The sequence below is a fragment of the Streptomyces sp. TRM68367 genome (assembly GCF_014495685.1).
GTDB lineage: Bacteria > Actinomycetota > Actinomycetes > Streptomycetales > Streptomycetaceae > Streptomyces.
This window is the reverse complement of the sequence record NZ_JACTVI010000137.1, coordinates 1-16,762: the sequence shown is the minus strand read 5'-3', so window position 1 is coordinate 16,762 and position 16,762 is coordinate 1. Positions and strand designations below refer to the sequence as shown.

The window sequence follows — 16,762 nt, the reverse complement described above, 5'->3', positions numbered from 1 at the left end:
CACCTCCTCGAACTCCTCGGCATCGAAGTCACACGAACCCGCTGGCCACAGACCTGAATCAGTGACCCGCGAAGTACGGGGCTAGTGCGTCGCCGCCCTCGACGAGTTCGCCGGCGAACATGACCATCGTGGTGTCCGCGAGGTAGCGGGCGGAGCCCAGGTCGTGGGTGATGTAGAGCATGGCGATGTCCCGTTCGTCGCGCAGGCGCCGCATCAGGTTGAGCACGCCGACGCGCACGGAGACGTCCAGCATCGACGTCGGTTCGTCGGCCAGGATGAGGCGCGGCTCCACCGCCAGCGCACGGGCGATGGCGACGCGCTGGCGCTGGCCGCCGGAGAGTTCGTGCGGGTAGGACTGGAGCATGTCCTCGGTCAGACCGACCGTTTTTATCAGCTCGCGCAGTGCCTCTGGTGTGGCGGAGTGGCCGTGCAGGACGAGGGCGCGGGTGAGGAAGTGCTCGATGCGGTGGACGGGGTTGAGTGAGCCGAAGGGGTCCTGGAAGACCATCTGGACCTTGCGGCGGTACGCCCGTGACGCCCGGCGCCGCTCGGTGCGCAGGACGTCCTCGCCGTTCAGCAGCAACTGCCCGGCCGACGGCTGTTCGAGGCGGGCGAGGCAGCGGGCGATGGTGGACTTGCCGCTGCCGGACTCGCCGACCAGGGCGGTGATCCGGCCGGCCGGCAGGTCGAAGGACACGTCGTTGACGGCACGGACGCGGCGCCGGGAGAAGACGGTGCCGACCTGGAAGTCCTTCGTCAGACCGCAGACGGACAGCAGGGGTTCGGTCATCGGGCACCTCCTTCGGACCTGCGGGCCACCCAGCGGCCGGGCGCGACCTCACGCAGATCGGGGATGTTCATGGAGCAGTCCGAGCGGTCCTCGGGGCAGCGGACGTGGAAGCCGCAGCTGTCGGCGGTGCGCGGGGCGTCGAAGAGGCCGGTGAGCTCCCGGCGCGGGCCGGTCAGCGGCGGGAAGGCGTTCATCAGCGCCTCGGTGTACGGGTGGAGCGGCTCCGCGAACAGGTCCTTGGCGTCGGCGAGTTCGACGATTCGTCCGCCGTACATCACGCCCATGCGGTCCGACAGCTCGATCATCAGGGACATGTCGTGGGTGATGAAGAGGATGGAGAAGCCCAGTTCCCGCTGGAGGTCGCGGATCTGCGCCATGATCTCCTGCTGCACGACGACGTCGAGCGCGGTGGTCGGCTCGTCCATGATCAGCAGCCGGGGGCGGAGCGCGACGGCCATGGCGATGACGACGCGCTGGCGCATACCGCCGGACAGCTGGTGCGGGTACGCCTTCAGCCGGCCCGGGTCGATGCCCACCAGCTCCAGCAGCTCGCCCGCCTGCTCCCGCGCGGCCCGCTTCTTCATCTTCTCGTGGGTGGTGAAGATGTCGACGATCTGCTCGCCGATGGTGAGGACGGGGTTGAGGGAGTTCATCGCCGACTGGAAGACCATGGCGACCTGCCGCCACCGGAAGGCGCGCAGCTCCCGTGCGTCCAGGGAGAGGACGTCCCCGCCCTGGAAGCGGATGCTTCCGGCCGTGCTCTCCGCCGGGGGCTTCAGCAGCCGCATCACGGCGTTGGCGATGGTCGACTTGCCGCAGCCCGACTCCCCGGCGAGGCCGAAGACCTCTCCGGCGCCGATGGAGAAGGAGACGTCGTCGGCGCCCACCACGGTGCGTCCGTCGCCGCGGTATTCGACGCGCAGGCCGTTCACCTCAAGTACGGGTTCCATGGCTCAGCCCCTCCTCTCACGGCGGGCACGGCGGTTGCGCAGCCTCGGGTTCGTGATCTCGTCGACCGCGTAGTTGACCAGCGCGAGCGCGAAGGCGACGAGGGCGATGCACAGTCCGGAGGGGACGAAGGCCCACCACGTGCCGGTCATCAACGCGCCGTCGTTGCTCGCCCAGTACAGGTTGGTGCCCCAGCTGACGACGCTGCTGTCCCCGAGTCCGAGGAACTCCAGCGCCGCCTGGGACGTGATGCCGAAGACCACACAGCCCAGCAGCGTGGTCATCACCACGGACGCCATGTTGGGAAGGATCTCCCGGAACATGATCCGCAGCGGGCGCTCCCCGGTGACGACGGCGGCGGCCACGAAGTCCTTGCCGCGGATCGACTTGGCCTGCGCCCGCAGCACCCGGGCCGAGCCCGCCCAGCCGGTGACGACGAGGACCAGGATCACTGTGGAGGTTCCGGGCGGCAGGAACGCGGCCAGGATGATGAGCAGCGGCAGGCCGGGCAGCAGCAGGAAGACGTTGGTGACCAGCGTCAGGGCGTCGTCCACGATGCGGCCGAAGTATGCGGCCGCGAGGCCGACGACGATGGCGACCGCGGTCGCCACGATCCCCACGGTGAATCCGACGAGGAGGGAGCTGCGTGCCCCCCACAGCGTGAGGGCGAGCTCGTCCTGCCCCTTGGCGGTCGTGCCGAGCCAGTGCGCGGCCGAAGGCGCCTGGCTGCCCGTGGAGTTGATCAGGGACGGGTTGCCCGGCGCGAGGACGGGCGCGAGCAGGGCGAGCAGCGCGAAGAGGGCGAGCAGGAACAGCCCGGTCAGCGCCTTCCTGCTGCTGAGGAGCTGGCGCAGCAGTCCGCGCCGCCGGGACGTGTGCGCGGTGGCGGTCGGCGTGGTAGCCGTGGCGATCTCGATGGCGGTCATGTCGGCAACCTCCTCAGCGGACGCGGACGCGCGGGTCGAGGCGGACGTAGACGAGGTCGACGAGGAAGTTCGCGAGCAGCACCGCCGCCGTGATCGTCAGGAAGATGCCCTGCATCAGCGGGTAGTCCAGGCCCTGGACGGCCATCAGCAGCTGGTAACCGATGCCGGGATAGGCGAACACGACCTCGGTGAGCAGGGCGCCGCCGACGACGAAGCCGAGGCCCATGCCGAAGTTGGTGACGGAGGGAAGCAGCGCGTTGCGGGCGGCGTAGCGGAACATGATCCGCGAGGGGCTGAGCCCCTTCGCCTCGGCCATCGTGATGTAGTCCTCGGCCGCCGTGGCGATCATGGTGTTGCGCATGCCGAGCATCCAGCTGCCGACGGTGACGGCCACCACGGTGAACGCCGGGAGCACCAGGTGGGTGGCGACGTTGGCGAGGAACTCGCCGTTGAAGCCTGGGGTCAGGCCGACGTCGTAGGCGTGCCGCAGCGGGAACCAGCCCAGGCTCACCCCGAACAGGTACAGCGCGCCCATCGCCAGCCAGAAGTACGGGAAGGAGCCGACGAAGATCAGCAGGGGCGGGAAGGCGGAGTCGAGGACGCCGCCGCGCCGCCAGGCGGCGACGATGCCGAGCAGGTTGCCGACGACGGCCGCGATGACAAGGGCGGTACCGCCGAGCAGCAGGGTCCAGCCGATCTGTGAGCCGATCACGTCGGAGACCGGAGTGGGGAAGCGGGTGATGGAGACGCCGAGGTCGCCGGTGAAGACGCTCTTGACGTAGGTGAGGTACTGCTCCCAGAGGGGGCGGTGGTCGAGGCCGAAGAGTTTCCGCAGCTGGGCTATCTGGTCGGGCTGCATCGTGCCCTGGGCCCGCGCGAACATCCGGGAGACCGGGTCGCCCGGCATGAAGCGCGGGAGAACGAAGTTCAGGGTGATGGAGGCCCAGAAGGCGAGCAGATAGAACCCCAGGTTGCGCAGGATCAGACGCACGGGTCGTGCTCCCTGTCAGTGGGGGATGAACGGTGATACGGCGAGCGGGGGGCGGCCGTCCGGGGAGGAGGACGGCCGCCGGTCCGCAGGCGGCGTCAGCCCTTGACGGGCTTCAGCGAGGTGAGCACGAGGATCGTGCTGCCGTTGCGGTTGCCGAGGGTGGCGTACGGGTTCTTCTCGGAGGGCCAGCCGGTGAAGCGGGTGTCCGTGTACGCGCCCCACTCGGGGCCGGTGAACAGCGGGACGACGGGCGCGTCCTTGTTGTACAGCTCCTGCAGGGCGTTCATCTCCTTGCGCTGCGTCTTCTCGTCCGTGGCGGCGGCGAAGGCGTCGATGAGCTGGTCGGCCTTCTTGTCGCCGAAGCGGTGGTAGTCCTCGGTGGCCTGCTTGCCGACCGGCTTGAGCATCTTGGTCGACATCACGCCGCGGTAGTACTCGTACGGCGTGGCGCCGTTGTTGCTCCACACGATGCCCGTGTCGAACGTGCCTGTGTTGTACGACACCTGGACGGCCGACCAGTCGGGCGTCTTCACGGTGGCGGTGATGCCGACCTTCGCGAGGTCCTGCTTGATGATGTTGGCGACCGAGATCCAGTCGGAGGAAGCGGAGCCGACGGAGATGTCGAGCGTGAACGGCTTGCCGTTCTTCAGCAGCCGCTTGCCGCCGCTCTCCTTGTAGCCGGCCGCGTCCAGGGCCTTGGCCGCCGCGTCGGTGTTGTACTTCGTCCAGGTGCAGGAGGCGGCCAGCGACGTGTCGCGCCACTTGTCGTACGTGCGGGCCAGGCCCGTGCAGTCGGCCGGTTCGGCGTAGCCGTTCATCGCGACCTTGGTGATCTGGTCGCGGTCTACCGCCATGCTGAGCGCCTTGCGGACGGGGGGGTCGTTGAAGGGGGCCTTGGTGGTGTTCAGCTGCCAGTTGATCATGGCGCCGGTGGCCGGGAACCAGTAGTGGTTGTGCTTCTTGTCCTTGGCGACGAAGGACTTCTCGATGTCGGGGATGAACGACTGCGTCCAGTCGACCTCACCACTGGTGAAGGCGAGGTTGGCGCTGTCGTTGCCGGAGAAGGCGAGCATCTGGATGCCGGCGATCCGCTGCTTGGCGGGCTGCCAGTAGTCGGGGTTCTTGAGCAGCTCGTACGACTGGCTCTGGAACTTGGCGATCTTGGTGTACGGGCCGGTGCCGACCGGGTTCGGGTTGGTGAACTTCGCCGGGTTCTTCACCTTGGACCAGATGTGCTTCGGCACGATCCAGTGGCCGCTGATCTCGAAGAAGGCGGGCGAATAGGGCTTGTTGAAGGAGAACTTCACCGTGTGGGCGTCGACCGCGGTGACCTTGTCGAGGTAGTCGAAGCCGCCCAGCACCTTCTTCTGGAGCTGGAAGGTGTAGACGACGTCGTCGGCGGTGAACGGCTTGCCGTCCGACCACTTGACGCCCTGGCGCAGCGTGAACGTGATCGAGCGGGCGTCCTTGGCCTGCACCCACTTGGTCGCGAGCCACGGCGTGTCCTTGGCGTCCGACATGCTGTGCACGACCAGCGGCTCGTAGATCGCCTGCGTGGTCATCGGGGCGGGCTGCGGGGCGAGCGGGTTGAAGTTGCGCGTGAAGGTCGCCAGGTCTTCGCGCGGGATGGTGAGCAGCTGGTTGCCGGAGGTGTCACCGGCGCCGGAGGCGCCCGAGCCACCCGTGCAGGCGGACAGGACCAGGGCTGCGGCAGCGGTCGCGGTGACCGCTCTCAGGGCGGCTCGCAGCCGCCGTGAGGCTATGGAGGGTGCCATAATGGAGACTCTTTCCTCTCTTCAACACACAGGGCGAAGACGGGATGGGATTCCCTCGGCGGGCTGATTAGCGGTCAGACCGACGAGCGTTCGAGCAGCGGGCAGTCGATCGTCACCCGGTGGGTGTCGAGCGGCTGCCCCGCTGCGAGAGCGGCGAGCATGTCGACGCCCTTGGTGCCCATGGCTTCGAAGGGCAGGGCGAGCGTCGTCAGCTTCGGCCGCAGATAGGCGGCGATGAGTTCCTGGTTGTCGAACCCCACCACGGCCACGTCGTGCGGGATGCGCAGCCCACGTTCCTTGATCGCGTCGTACGCGCCCATCGCCATCCGGTCGTTTCCGCAGAACAGCGCGGTCGGCCGATCGCCCGCCGGGCGGTCCAGCAGTTCGCAGGCGGCGGTGTAGGCGCCGTCGGCGGTGGCCCAGCCGGGGATGACGAGGGCAGGGTCGGGGGTGATCCCGGCCTCGCGCAGGGCACGCTCGTACCCCTCGCGTCTGCCGATGGCGGCCGGGATCGCCGGGTCGAGGTTGATGAATCCGACCCGGGTGTGACCGGCGTCGAGGAGTCGGCGGGTCGCCTTGTATCCGCCCGACTCCTCGTCGGGCAGGATGCACGGCAGCTCCCCTTCCGCGTCGTAGCAGTTGACCAGCACGGTCGGCACCTCGCGGGCGGCCTTGGGGAGCCTGACGGCCCGGTGCCAGGTCGTGGCGTACAGCAGCCCCTCCACCCGGTGTTCCAGCATCTGGTCGAGCGCGGCGGCCTCCTGGGTGGGGTCGCCTTCGCTCGCGGCGATCAGCAGGAACCTCCGGTCGCCCCAGGCGCGGCTCTGCGCGCCAGTGATCACCTCCGCGGCGAAGGGGCCGGTCACGATCTCGGTGATCAGACCGAACCACCCGCTGCGGTTGGCGGCAAGCGCCCGCGCCCCGGCGTTGGGCCGGTAGCCCAGCTCGTCGATCGCCTCCAGGATCCGCCGACGGGTCTCGTCGGGGATGGCCGCGCCGGGCTTGTCGTTGAGCACGAAGGAGACCGTGGTCCGCGAGACACCCGCGCGCCGAGCCACATCGCTCATGGTCACGCGCTGCGTCTTGTTCGTGGCCACTTTCATCCCCTTCGGTCGGTGGAGGCGCGCCGCGGCCCCTCCGGTTTCGCGCTTTAATAACGCGCGTTACTTACATTGCTGGGAAGTTACGGCCGCCTTATGCGGCGTGTCAATACATCGCCGGGTAACGAAGAGGGATGGAAATGAGACGCCTCCTCGGTGCGCGGTCTCTGAAGGGCGGGCGACGCCCCGAGAGGCCGGCCCGGGGGACACGGCACGGCTGCGGAGTCACTGCCGAGCCCCCGATGGCTGCGGCTCACGGCCGCTCGGCGAACACGTCGATGCGCTCGGGGTCCCGCTCGGCGACCGGATCGAGGATCTCGTCCACGCGCCTGACCAACTCGTCGTCCAGCGTGATGTCCGCCGCCTTGGCGTTCTCGACGATCTGCTCCGGCCGGGACGCTCCGACGATGGCTGCGGAGACATTCGTGTTGCGCAGCACCCACGCCAGGCTCAGCGTCGCAAGGGACATGCCTGCTTCGGCAGCAAGACGAACCAGCTCCTGGACCCGGGCCAGGACCTCGTCGCGCATCCATCCCGCCACCGCGTCGCTGCCACCGTTCGTGTCGGTGGCGCGGGAACCGGACGGCGGTTGCTGCCCCGGCTTGTACTTGCCCGTCAGTACCCCCTGGGCGAGCGGGGACCACACGATCTGTCCGATGCCCAGCTCCTGGCAGACCGGGACGATCTCCGGACCAGCGACTCGATGGTCGGCGGCCGGTTGCGGGCGGACGCGACGGTCCTGGCGTTTCTCGACGGCCGCCGCCCGCATCAACCGGTAGGACTCGACGTGCGGCTGACCGTACGGGTCTCCACCGGCCCGGCGCCGGGCACGGTAGGTCCAGACTCTCGTTCGGCCACCCGGCTCCAGGTGACGCGCAATGAAGAGGACTCTGTTCGGGCGGCAAGTCCGGCTTCAGGCCCCGGCTGCTGTAACCACGGCATCCGTGACGAAGCCCAGGACGACACCGAGCAGCACGCACCACGTCGTCAGCGTCTTGACATCTGCCTTCCGGGCGACGGCGAGCAGCTCGATGACCACATACAGGATCGAGCCCGCCGCCAGAGCTAGAAAGGCGATGGAAACGGTGTCGTTCACCAGGCGCTGGCCGACGACAGTCCCCAGGAACGTGGGGCCTCCGCCGAGCAGTCCCAGCAGGAACAGCGTCTTCCAGGACGGGCGCTCGCCGGCAGCTGCCAGCGGGGCGACGATCCCGAAACCCTCAGTGGCGTTGTGCAGGCCGAATCCGACGATCAGCAGCACAGCGAGCGACAACTCACCCCGCGCAGCCGAGTTTCCGATCGCGAGTCCCTCGGCGAAGTTGTGCAGGCCGATGCCCGTGGCGATCATCAACGCCAGCGACCCGGCCTGCGTGCGGGGCCTGTATGTGACATCGGCCGCCACAGCGGCGCCAGGACCGGCAGGCCGCCCGGGGGCCCGGCGACAGGCCGTCCAGGAGTCGTAGGAGACCAGTCCCACCAGCCCCACCGCAAGCCCCGCCATCAGAACCAGACCACCGGACAGGGCAGTCGCCCATTCATGCTTGCCCAGCGCCTCGTCAGTCGGCTCCCACGCCGCCGTCAGCACATCCCAGACGAGGAAAATGAGAATGCCGATGGCCACGGCATTCAGGCCCGCCGCCAGGCGGGGCGCCGGTCTGCGCAGCCGGCCGAAAGGAAGCCCCAGGTAGATCGTGAAACCGGCGATGGCACCGAGCAGGGCGATATTGGCGCTGGACATGAGGGGCGACTCCAGTGATCAACGGTACTGTGGGGCGCCCGAGACCGTAGGTCAGGTCAGGCTCACCTAACAAGCAAAGAACGCCAACTTTATTGAACTTTGAAAGAGCCTTGCCTTGCGGCTGGACACGGGTACGGCTGGGAGCCGAAGCCCAGCACGACCGGGACCAGCACCCCAGGTCGGCCCACCCCGGCAGCATGTGCGTAGCACTGGCCGACGGTCTCAGGAGACGCTCATGAGTCGTGGATGATCGGGCAGATACTGGCTGGCTCCGCGCAGGGTGATCACCTGCCGTTTGACGGGTGTCGGTGAGGGTCTGACGCAGGGCCAGGAGATGGTGGCGTCGATCTCGGCGATGCGTGCGTCGAGGAGGTTGCGGACGGCGCCGCAAGGCGGTGTGCCAACGCGGCCGATCTCCAGCACTTCCCGGACATCGTCCAGGTGGAGGCCGAGGGCGCGTGCCTGGCCGGATGAAGGTCAGCGCGGCGGTTCAGCCTGCCGTGTCCCGGGCGTGCGGCCCGGTCACTGCCGGAGCGTCGGCGGTGCTGGCCCGCCCGACCAGCTCAACCTCCAATGGGCGCTGCCTGGCCGGTCGTTGGCCATAGATACGCGGCGGCGCCAGCCTACGGTGAGCCGGACGTGCTGTACGCGGCACTCGTCGCTGCCGAGGCTCAGGGGCAGCTCGCCGCCGGCGCTGATCCCGGCGCTTCCGCCGACTTGCTGTCGCTGCTCGCCTATGGGGTTTCCCGCACGATCGGGCACGGATGGGGCTGGCCGACTTGTGATCCGTGGCGCCAGGCAGAACGGCCCGCAGCGGAAGGCCAGTCGGCTGGGCCGACTCCATGCCAGGATGAGGGCATGCAGCCCGTAGACGTGCACAGCAATCTGCGCTTCCTGCTCAACGAGTGGGATCCGGTTGGCGTCGCTGATACGGTCCAGGATGAGTACGACTGCCTCATCGATCCTCTCCTCACCCGTCTGCGCGCTGGAGCCGGGCGGGCAGCGATTGGCGAGTTCCTTGGGTCTGAGCTGGAAGATCACTTTGCTCTCGACCCTCAGCCTCAAGAAGTTGACCAGCTGGCGGACAGGCTTGTGGCCTGGTGGTCCACCATCGGCGCTGCTTGAAGACAGGTCGGTGGAGCGGCTTTGGGCTGGAGTTTCAATGACCGAGTCAAGGCCATGGGGCGCCCTCCACCAGCGAGGTACGTCGTCTCGGAGACCGGTTGCATCCCGGCACCGCGCTCCGGGCCTACTCAGCGTTTCCAAGGTCATTTGCCTTGGCGCCACCAGAGGGGCCGCGGCAGGCCGTGGGCTTCGAGGTACTGCTGGAACGCTGTGGGGCTGCCGGGGTCGGTAGGCGGAGTCAGCGGGCTCTTGGTCGCTGAGGCGTTCGATGTTGACGGCGATCGCGGTCAGAAGTGCTGGACGTGAGTCTTGGCCAGGCCGTGGTAGCGGCACCGGCGCATCCGGTGGCCGTTGGCGAGCTCGTTCACAGTGCGTCCCACAAAGTTTCCACAAGATCCGCGGCTACGGTGCGCGCGACCGCGTCCGAACAGGGGGCTCCGCGCCTCCTCGACGAGAGTTGACTCCATGATGAAATCAATGCCGCGCAATCGAAGGGCCATGGTGACCGGGGTGATTCTGGCCGGCGTACTGTCCGCCGGCGGGGCCACCGCCTACGCCTCGTCGACATCCTCGCCGGGCGCCAGTCCGTCTTCGGCCGCCTCCGCAAGCTCGGCCCACGCCAAGCAGCACCACAAGAAGCACGGCAAGCACCACCGCAAGCACCACCGCTCGCTGCCCGGCGTGCACGGCCAGGCCACCGTAAAGAACCGCAAGACCGGCCAGTTCGTGGTCCGTGAGTGGCAGCGTGGCAGCATCACCGGCGTGTCCGGTGCCACGCTCACCGTGAAGAGCGCCGACGGGGTCAGCTGGACCTGGACGGTGGAGAACAACGCCCCCATCACCCGGGACGGCGAGAAGGCCGCAGGGTCGGTGCTCAAGACGGGCGACACCGTGCTGGTGGTGGGGCGGCAGGCCGGCAGCGCCAACGACGCTCTGCGGATCTCCGTGCCGACCCCGGCGCAGCTCGCCAAGCAGCACGCGAAGAAGTAGCGCCCGGGCTGGCGGCGCCTGGCTCACCGTCCGCTTCCGGCCCGGCGCTGGGCGGTCGGACCGGAAGCGGGCCCCGGTGCCGTCCAGCGTGTCATGGGAGAAGCGATGGAACTGAGGCAGTTGGAAGTTCTCGGTGGCCGTTACGAGTTGGGGGACCTGCTGGGCCGGCATGGCGGAGGTCCGGCTCGGCCACGACCTGCGGCTGGGCAGGACAGTGGCGGTGAAGACACTGCGGCCCGGCATGGCGCGCGACCCGTCGTTCCTGGAGCGGTTCCGTCGCGAGGCGCGGGCCGCCGCATCCCTCAACCATCCCTCGGTGGTGGCCGTCTACGACAACGGGGAGCACCAGGCAACCGACGGACAGTGCATGCCGTACATCGTGATGGAGCACGTGCAGGGCACCACTCTCGCCGAAATGCTCCGCTGCGGGGCAAGCCCGACGCCGCAGCGCGCGCGGGAACTGGCCGACGGGGTACTCGTGGCCCTGGAGCACGCCCACGCCAAGGGCATCGTCCACCGGGACATCAAACCGGCCAACGTCATGCTGACGCGGGACGGCACCGTAAAGGTGATGGATTTCGGTATCGCGCACGCCCTGGCAGCCCAGGAGACCGCACTTACCCGCACCGGCGTGCTGATCGGCACCGCCGAGGACCTGTCCCCGGAGCAGGCCACGGGACGGCCCGCCAACGCGCGCAGCGACCTGTACTCCACCGGCTGCCTGCTGTACGAGCTGCTGACCGGCCGCCCGCCAGATTTTCGCGCCGAAATCGCTCGCGCGCTCACCGCCAGTACGACCGCCACCCAACCACAAGCACACCCGCAGGCGCCACCCAGCAGGTCGGAAACGGGCTCCCGGCCACTGCCCGCTACACACCCGATCGGGACCCCGGTTCGACGGATATTCCTCAAGATCGGAAAGACAACAGCAACTCAATCATCCGCTTCTCAGTCATCTGTCATCCCACAGTCTTCGAACGCCGCGAAACTGGAGCAGGGGCGACGGCGCCCGGACAGTGCTCGACAGAGCGGGAATTGAGCGTGGGCGCATGATGACCGGCCGGACACGACACCATCCCAAGCACCGCGCGGCGCGATCCCGAGCCTGGATGGTAACGATCCTCATGGCGTCCACACTGCTGTGCATAGGCGGTGCCGCGACGGCCCAGAGCGTCCTGGAGTCCCCGGCCCGTGGCGTCGTCGCGTCAACCAGTGCACCACAGCAGGCTGCCGGGACGCGGCAGCAACCAGTGACGCCGTCCCCGTCCCCCACCGTGTCTGCGTCCCCGTCCCCGTCCCCGTCCCTCACCGCGTCTGTGTCCGCGTTTCCCTTCCCGTCCACCACGCCCGGCGTTTCCCACTCGCTGCCCGCATCCCAGGTGCCCCCACAGGTGGGTGCGGTCTTCGGCAGCAGTGGCCTGGGCGGGTCGCACTTCTGCACGGCCAGCGTGGTCGACAGCGCCCGGGGCGACCTGATCCTGAGCGCCGCTCACTGCATGAACTCCACGTCAGATGTATTCGTTCCGGCATATCACGACGGAATCGCCCCCTACGGAGTGTGGCACCTCGACCGCATCGTTGTGGATCAACAGTGGTCTGCCGACTCCGATCCGGACCACGACGTGGCGTTCGGCATAGTGGCACCCGCGGACGGCCGCACCATCCAGTCCGTCGTCGGGGGCGACGAACTGGGCATTGACCAGGGCACGAGCAAACCTGTCACCATCGTCGGCTACCCGCAGACATCGCAGGCGCCGCTGACCTGTACCAACCGCATCTCCTCCTTCAGCAGCACCCAGTTGGAGATCGGCTGCACCGGATTCACCGGCGGCACCAGCGGCAGCCCCTGGGTCACCGGAGGCATTCCTGGCACGGTCATCGGAGTCCTCGGCGGCTACGAGACGGGCGGGGACACTCCCGACATCTCCTACAGCGTGGCCTTCGGCCCAAGCGTTGAGAACCTCTATCAAGAGGCTGCGTCGGATCGGACTGCTGTTGGAACAGCGTGAGCTGAGCGTGACCTTCGGGGGCAACCAGGCGACGCCGTAAACAGGTCAGCAGTCTGTGGGCGGGAAGGGGAGCCGGGCCGTGGTTCCCCTTCCCGTGCAGCCTCAGCGCCGTACGAGTTCGATCCGGTACGTCCGTGTCCGCGACCTGTCCTCACTGGTCGGGGGGTTTCCTCGGCCATGCAGTTGAACGGGACGGCTTCGGCGCGATGTCAGGGCCGAGAACAGCTGAGGAGCACTCGCTCTCAGGCGACGCCCAGGGGTGTGTCGTCGAAGGCCCTGACCTGACGTGCGGTCAGGTCGCCGACAGCCTTGAGGCGAACCAGCACCTCGGCGCGGCGCTGCCTGGCCAGGTCGGGGTTGTGGAGGGGATCGTAGGCGGAGGGCGCCTGGACGAGACCGGCAAGGAGGGCGGCCTGGGGCCAGTCCAGGTGAGCGGGACTCGTCTTGAAGTACCCGTGTGCGGCCGCGTCCAGACCGTAGTATCCATGCCCGAAATAGGCGGTGGACAGATACATCTGCAGGATCCGGCCCTTGGGGTAGTCATGCGCGAGCTTGACCGCCAGAGCGACCTGTTCCACTTGGTCGGGACGGGTACGTTGCCCGTTGGTGTAGAGCATCTTGGCAAGTTGCTGCTCGATGGTGGCGCCCCCGCCATCGCCTCCGCCGCCGCGCAGCCAGACCAGCAGCGCGCGGGCGTCGCCGGCAGGGTCGATGCCGGGGTTGTGCCAAAAACGGGCGTCCTCGGTGGCCACCAGTGCCGCGGCGACCTTGGGGGGCGTGGACAGATCCGTGGCAGTCACCCCATGGGCGGCAGCCTGCGCACTCACCCGGGACTGGGCGTCGCCCACCCCCGGAGTGACTGCCAGCAGCACACCCCCGGCCGCCGCGAGCACCACGGCCATGCCGAGACCGACGACGCACGCACGGGCGACGAGACGGCGCAGCCACCGCGGCAGCAGTCCCCGGCGGAGGAGGCCACCGAGGGCGAGGACGGCAACGGTGCCTGCCGTGAAGGCGGAGAGGGTCACAGGAACGTTGAAACCGTAGCCGAAGACGGAACGGGCGATACCGAAGAGCGTCGCGGCTATGGCCCCGCCGAGAGCGCCGGCGGCAAGGAACGTGCCGCGTGGCCCGGCGCTCGGGCGCGGAGACGGGTTCCGGCGGCGAGCCGCAGAGCCACGTACGGCAGCTGTGACGGTCGCATCCTCCCCGGCCGCTCCGGCACGGAGGTCTGGTGTCGGCCCATCGGCCCGGTCAGTACTCGTCTGTGACATGTCCACCGCCAGTTCCTCGTTGCCGGCTCTCGGCCGGCCCACGTCTCCCTCATGGCGTTCCGGCGCCAGGGCCTCGCATCCATAGACGGTGACGAGGGAAAGATGGTTGCTAAATCCAGCCCATCAGAATACGACCGCTGCCTGCCGGCCACACGCACCTGTGAAATCTTGGAAGGCCGCTTCTCCCTGCCGATCGCCGTATCCGCGTGAATCTGAGATAAGAACTCGGTAGGGAATTCATGAAGGGTTCTTCAGGGATGTCCCGCACGAGGGCCAAGCTTCAGAAAGCTCCTTCTGCGGGCGTGCAATTGATGCCTATTGTGGGCGCATCAAACATTGAAGAACCTTGTTCGTGCATGAGGGGGCTCCCGTTTCATGGTGACGTACGGCCGAGGCGGACACCCGGTCGGCCGCCTTCGCCCCCGGACATGGCGCCGCAGGGCAACCTGGGGCGTGATGACGCTCGCCCTCGCGGTGCTCGCGGCCTCCGTCGGGACATACGCCTGGGCCGACGAGAAGCTGGACCGTACGGTGAACCTCGGCGCCCTGCCGGACCAACCCCCGCCGGGCAAGGGCACCACCTATCTCATCGCCGGCTCGGACGACCGCCAGAATCTGACCCCGCAGCAGCAGAAGGAACTGCACACCGGCAGCGACGACGAGGGTCCGTACGGCAACAGCGACTCGATGATGCTGCTGCACATCGGCAGCGACGGCGACACCCTGGTGAGTCTGCCGCGCGACAGTTACGTGACCATACCGGCGTTCAGCGGTGCGGACGGTGTGCGGCATCCGGCAACGACGAACAAGTTGAACGCGGCCTTCTCGCTCGGCGGCGGGCAACTGCTGGCCGAGACGGTCGAGTACAACACCGGCATCCACGTCGACCACTACGCGGAGATCGGCTTCGGTGGCTTCGTCGGCCTGGTGGACGCACTCGGCGGCGTCACCCTGTGCCTGGACCGGCCGATCGTGGACCAGGCCTCGGGAGCCGACTTCAAGGCGGGCTGCCAGAAACTGGACGGCCGGCAGTCCCTCGAACTGGTCCGGGAACGCCACCAGGAGGCGGGCCAGGACCTGAGCCGCATGGCGAACCAGCAGAAATTCCTTGCCGCGATCGCCCACCAGGCGGAGACCCCGTCCACTCTTCTCAACCCGATCAGGCTCTACTCGGCACTCGACGCGGGCATCGGAACGCTGAGGGTGGACAAGAACACGACCCCGTACGACCTGGCGCGGATGTTCCTCGGCCTGAAGGGGATTTCCAGCGGAGGAGGACATGAGTTGACGGTCCCGATCGCAGACGCGAACTACTCCACTCCGAACGCCGGTGACGCGGTGCTGTGGAACATGACACGCGCCAAGGCCCTCTTCCGCGAGCTGCAGAACGACCAGCCGATCACCATCGGCAACAACGACGCCAACTCTGACCTGTCCGGTGGTTAGCGTCAATTCCCCGGCGTGCGTACTTCGTTGGCGTCGCCATCAATGTCCCGAACGTGTCCACCGCCGGCAGACGATGTCTTCCCTACCGGCCGAGGAGGAGGCCCTGTGAAAACGATGAGTCAGGTGCCGGAAAAGCGTCGGCGCATGAAGGAGATGGCCTACCTCGCCGCGCTCACGGTGGTCTCCGCGCTCACGCTGGCCGGGTGTGGTCTCAGCGCGGCCTCGTCGGCGTCGCCCCGGCCGAGCGACATCACGATAAGGCCGGTGACGGACGCCTCCGGCCGAGCCGAGCCGGACCGGCCCATTCACTGCACTGCCACCCACGCACACCTGACCAAGGTCTCCGTCACCCGCTCGAACGGTTCCGTCGTCAGCGGCTCCCTCGACCCGTCGGCCGGTACATGGACGCCGTCTCAACCGCTGAGCCTCAACGCCCGTTACACGGTCGTCGCCACGGCCGCCGATACATCCGGAAAGTCGGTCAGCAAGCGCCTGAACATCGAGACGATCAGTCCGGCCGACACCGTCACCGCCCAGTCCATCACCCCCGCCACGGGGTCCGACGTCGGCAACGCCCAGCCAGTAGTCGTCGTGTTCACGAAGGCCGTGACCGATGAGGTCGCCGTCCAGAAAGCACTGTCCGTGACCGACACGGACCACGTCACCGGAGCCTGGCGATGGGTGACCAACCGCCGTGTCGACTACCGTCCCCGAACGTACTGGCCCCTGGGCGACAAGATCACCGTGAAAGGCGACCTGGAAGGAGTGAACGCAGGAGGGAACCTCTGGGCGACCGGCGACTACACACACACCTTCACGGTCGACTCCGACGTGCACGCGGTAGTCAATCCCAAGGCCCGGACCATGGCGGTCTATCGGGGAAGCAAGCTGATCCGGACACTCCCGATATCGACCGGCGGGGTCGGCTACCAGACCTGGGGCGGCAACCTGGTCGTGCTCGACAAGGAGGCCAAGATCCGGATGACATCGTGCAGCGTCGGCCTCAGCTGCACTCCCGGTAGTCCCACCTACTACAACCTGCCGGTCTACTGGGACGTCCACCTGACGTGGAGTGGTACGTACATCCACGACGCGTCATGGGACAACGCGACCATCGGCAGGGTGGACAACTCCCACGGATGCGTCCACCTGAACGCATCCGACGGGAAGTGGTTCTTCAACACCGTGGAACCGGGAGACCTCGTCCGAGTCATCAACCCGTCCAAGCCGGTGAGGCTGGACAACGGGGACGGCGACTGGAACCTGTCCTGGTCCCGATGGAGCACACCCAACGCCACGCGGTGAGGGGGGGTCTGTACGCTCACCGGTGTAATTGATGATCATGGAAGGGACATCAAGTGACTGACACCGTGACCGAGTCCGTGGCCGCCGATGACCTGGCGGAACCGTCGCTGGAGACCGCGGCGGTCGAGCAGTAGCTCATCGACCAGCTCGTCGAGCAGGCCCGGAGCAAGGGGCTGCAGCTGACCGGCGAGGGAGGGTTGCTGCAGCAGCTGACAGTGATGATGTATCCGAGGATGCGGCCACGACACGGTTCCTGTAATTCGCCGAGACCTGGGGCAAGAAGTACCCGGCGATCGTCCGCCTCTGGGAGTCCAGCTGGGCCGAGTTCACGCCTTTCCTGCAGTT

General features: G+C 67.8%; 15 protein-coding genes and 1 pseudogene. 6 read left to right on the top strand and 10 right to left on the bottom strand.

All coding sequences use genetic code 11. The annotated features are described in order from the left end of the window. Positions 1 to 58: 58 nt before the first annotated feature. The 9 genes from H8R17_RS41280 to H8R17_RS41240 form a co-directional block, all read right to left on the bottom strand. Positions 59 to 790: an ABC transporter ATP-binding protein gene (locus H8R17_RS41280; protein ID WP_262505912.1), complete on the bottom strand. Its 732-nt coding sequence runs from the start codon at positions 788 to 790 to the stop codon at positions 59 to 61. Beyond that, positions 787 to 1,740, bottom strand: a complete 954-nt coding sequence (locus H8R17_RS41275; protein WP_187828334.1) for an ABC transporter ATP-binding protein — start codon at positions 1,738 to 1,740, stop codon at positions 787 to 789. The genes H8R17_RS41280 and H8R17_RS41275 overlap by 4 nt, the downstream gene beginning before the upstream one ends. Before the next feature lie 3 nt (positions 1,741 to 1,743). Then, complete coding sequence (locus tag H8R17_RS41270) at positions 1,744 to 2,664, bottom strand: ABC transporter permease (RefSeq protein ID WP_187828333.1); 921 nt, start codon at positions 2,662 to 2,664, stop codon at positions 1,744 to 1,746. A gap of 13 nt (positions 2,665 to 2,677) precedes the next feature. Further along, a complete protein-coding gene (locus tag H8R17_RS41265; protein WP_187828332.1) occupies positions 2,678 to 3,655 on the bottom strand; it encodes an ABC transporter permease in 978 nt (325 codons plus the stop codon). 95 nt (positions 3,656 to 3,750) lie between these two features. Beyond that, positions 3,751 to 5,430: an ABC transporter substrate-binding protein gene (locus tag H8R17_RS41260; protein ID WP_187828331.1), complete on the bottom strand. Its 1,680-nt coding sequence runs from the start codon at positions 5,428 to 5,430 to the stop codon at positions 3,751 to 3,753. A 74-nt stretch (positions 5,431 to 5,504) separates the two neighbouring features. Further along, complete coding sequence (locus tag H8R17_RS41255; protein WP_187828330.1) at positions 5,505 to 6,533, bottom strand: LacI family DNA-binding transcriptional regulator; 1,029 nt, start codon at positions 6,531 to 6,533, stop codon at positions 5,505 to 5,507. Positions 6,534 to 6,783: 250 nt separating this feature from the next. Further along, positions 6,784 to 7,299: an aldo/keto reductase gene (locus tag H8R17_RS41250; protein ID WP_187828329.1), complete on the bottom strand. Its 516-nt coding sequence runs from the start codon at positions 7,297 to 7,299 to the stop codon at positions 6,784 to 6,786. A gap of 144 nt (positions 7,300 to 7,443) precedes the next feature. Next, positions 7,444 to 8,268: a ZIP family metal transporter gene (locus H8R17_RS41245; RefSeq protein ID WP_187828328.1), complete on the bottom strand. Its 825-nt coding sequence runs from the start codon at positions 8,266 to 8,268 to the stop codon at positions 7,444 to 7,446. Between the two features lie 222 nt (positions 8,269 to 8,490). Continuing rightward, positions 8,491 to 8,691, bottom strand: a complete 201-nt coding sequence (locus H8R17_RS41240) for a hypothetical protein (protein ID WP_316959694.1) — start codon at positions 8,689 to 8,691, stop codon at positions 8,491 to 8,493. Positions 8,692 to 8,907: 216 nt separating this feature from the next. On the opposite strand from H8R17_RS41240, the gene H8R17_RS48070 reads away from it, so the two are divergent. The 4 genes and pseudogenes from H8R17_RS48070 (at position 8,908) to H8R17_RS49620 (ending at position 12,392) form a co-directional block, all read left to right on the top strand. After that, positions 8,908 to 9,393, top strand: coding sequence for a hypothetical protein (locus tag H8R17_RS48070; protein ID WP_262505911.1), 486 nt, complete (start codon positions 8,908 to 8,910; stop codon positions 9,391 to 9,393). A 477-nt stretch (positions 9,394 to 9,870) separates the two neighbouring features. Further along, on the top strand, positions 9,871 to 10,383 hold the full coding sequence (locus tag H8R17_RS41230) for a hypothetical protein (RefSeq protein WP_187828327.1): 513 nt from the start codon (positions 9,871 to 9,873) through the stop codon (positions 10,381 to 10,383). A 111-nt stretch (positions 10,384 to 10,494) separates the two neighbouring features. Then, a pseudogene (locus H8R17_RS41225) lies at positions 10,495 to 11,221 on the top strand (protein kinase); the annotation flags it as partial. Positions 11,222 to 11,432: 211 nt separating this feature from the next. Further along, entirely contained in the window at positions 11,433 to 12,392 is a 960-nt protein-coding gene (locus H8R17_RS49620; RefSeq protein ID WP_399477978.1) for a trypsin-like serine peptidase, read from the top strand. 242 nt (positions 12,393 to 12,634) lie between these two features. Here the strand turns inward: H8R17_RS49620 and H8R17_RS41215 are convergent, their stop codons facing one another. Next, positions 12,635 to 13,420, bottom strand: coding sequence for a biosynthetic peptidoglycan transglycosylase (locus H8R17_RS41215; RefSeq protein ID WP_187828325.1), 786 nt, complete (start codon positions 13,418 to 13,420; stop codon positions 12,635 to 12,637). A 702-nt stretch (positions 13,421 to 14,122) separates the two neighbouring features. Here H8R17_RS41215 and H8R17_RS41210 point away from each other — a divergent pair. Beyond that, positions 14,123 to 15,112, top strand: a complete 990-nt coding sequence (locus tag H8R17_RS41210; protein WP_187828324.1) for an LCP family protein — start codon at positions 14,123 to 14,125, stop codon at positions 15,110 to 15,112. Between the two features lie 114 nt (positions 15,113 to 15,226). Then, positions 15,227 to 16,417, top strand: a complete 1,191-nt coding sequence (locus H8R17_RS41205) for an Ig-like domain-containing protein (protein ID WP_262505913.1) — start codon at positions 15,227 to 15,229, stop codon at positions 16,415 to 16,417. The last annotated feature ends 345 nt before the right edge of the window (positions 16,418 to 16,762 follow it).

Bases quoted from the DNA above. Each gene is read 5' to 3' on its own strand.
- H8R17_RS41210 (WP_187828324.1), top strand. From the start codon at position 14,123: ATGACGCTCGCCCTCGCGGTGCTCGCGGCCTCCGTCGGGACATACGCC.
- H8R17_RS41270 (WP_187828333.1), bottom strand. From the start codon at position 2,664: ATGACCGCCATCGAGATCGCCACGGCTACCACGCCGACCGCCACCGCG.
- H8R17_RS41250 (WP_187828329.1), bottom strand. From the start codon at position 7,299: ATGCGGGCGGCGGCCGTCGAGAAACGCCAGGACCGTCGCGTCCGCCCG.
- H8R17_RS41205 (WP_262505913.1), top strand. From the start codon at position 15,227: ATGAGTCAGGTGCCGGAAAAGCGTCGGCGCATGAAGGAGATGGCCTAC.
- H8R17_RS41260 (WP_187828331.1), bottom strand. From the start codon at position 5,430: ATGGCACCCTCCATAGCCTCACGGCGGCTGCGAGCCGCCCTGAGAGCG.
- H8R17_RS41255 (WP_187828330.1), bottom strand. From the start codon at position 6,533: ATGAAAGTGGCCACGAACAAGACGCAGCGCGTGACCATGAGCGATGTG.
- H8R17_RS41280 (WP_262505912.1), bottom strand. From the start codon at position 790: ATGACCGAACCCCTGCTGTCCGTCTGCGGTCTGACGAAGGACTTCCAG.
- H8R17_RS41245 (WP_187828328.1), bottom strand. From the start codon at position 8,268: ATGTCCAGCGCCAATATCGCCCTGCTCGGTGCCATCGCCGGTTTCACG.
- H8R17_RS41275 (WP_187828334.1), bottom strand. From the start codon at position 1,740: ATGGAACCCGTACTTGAGGTGAACGGCCTGCGCGTCGAATACCGCGGC.
- H8R17_RS49620 (WP_399477978.1), top strand. From the start codon at position 11,433: ATGATGACCGGCCGGACACGACACCATCCCAAGCACCGCGCGGCGCGA.
- H8R17_RS41230 (WP_187828327.1), top strand. From the start codon at position 9,871: ATGCCGCGCAATCGAAGGGCCATGGTGACCGGGGTGATTCTGGCCGGC.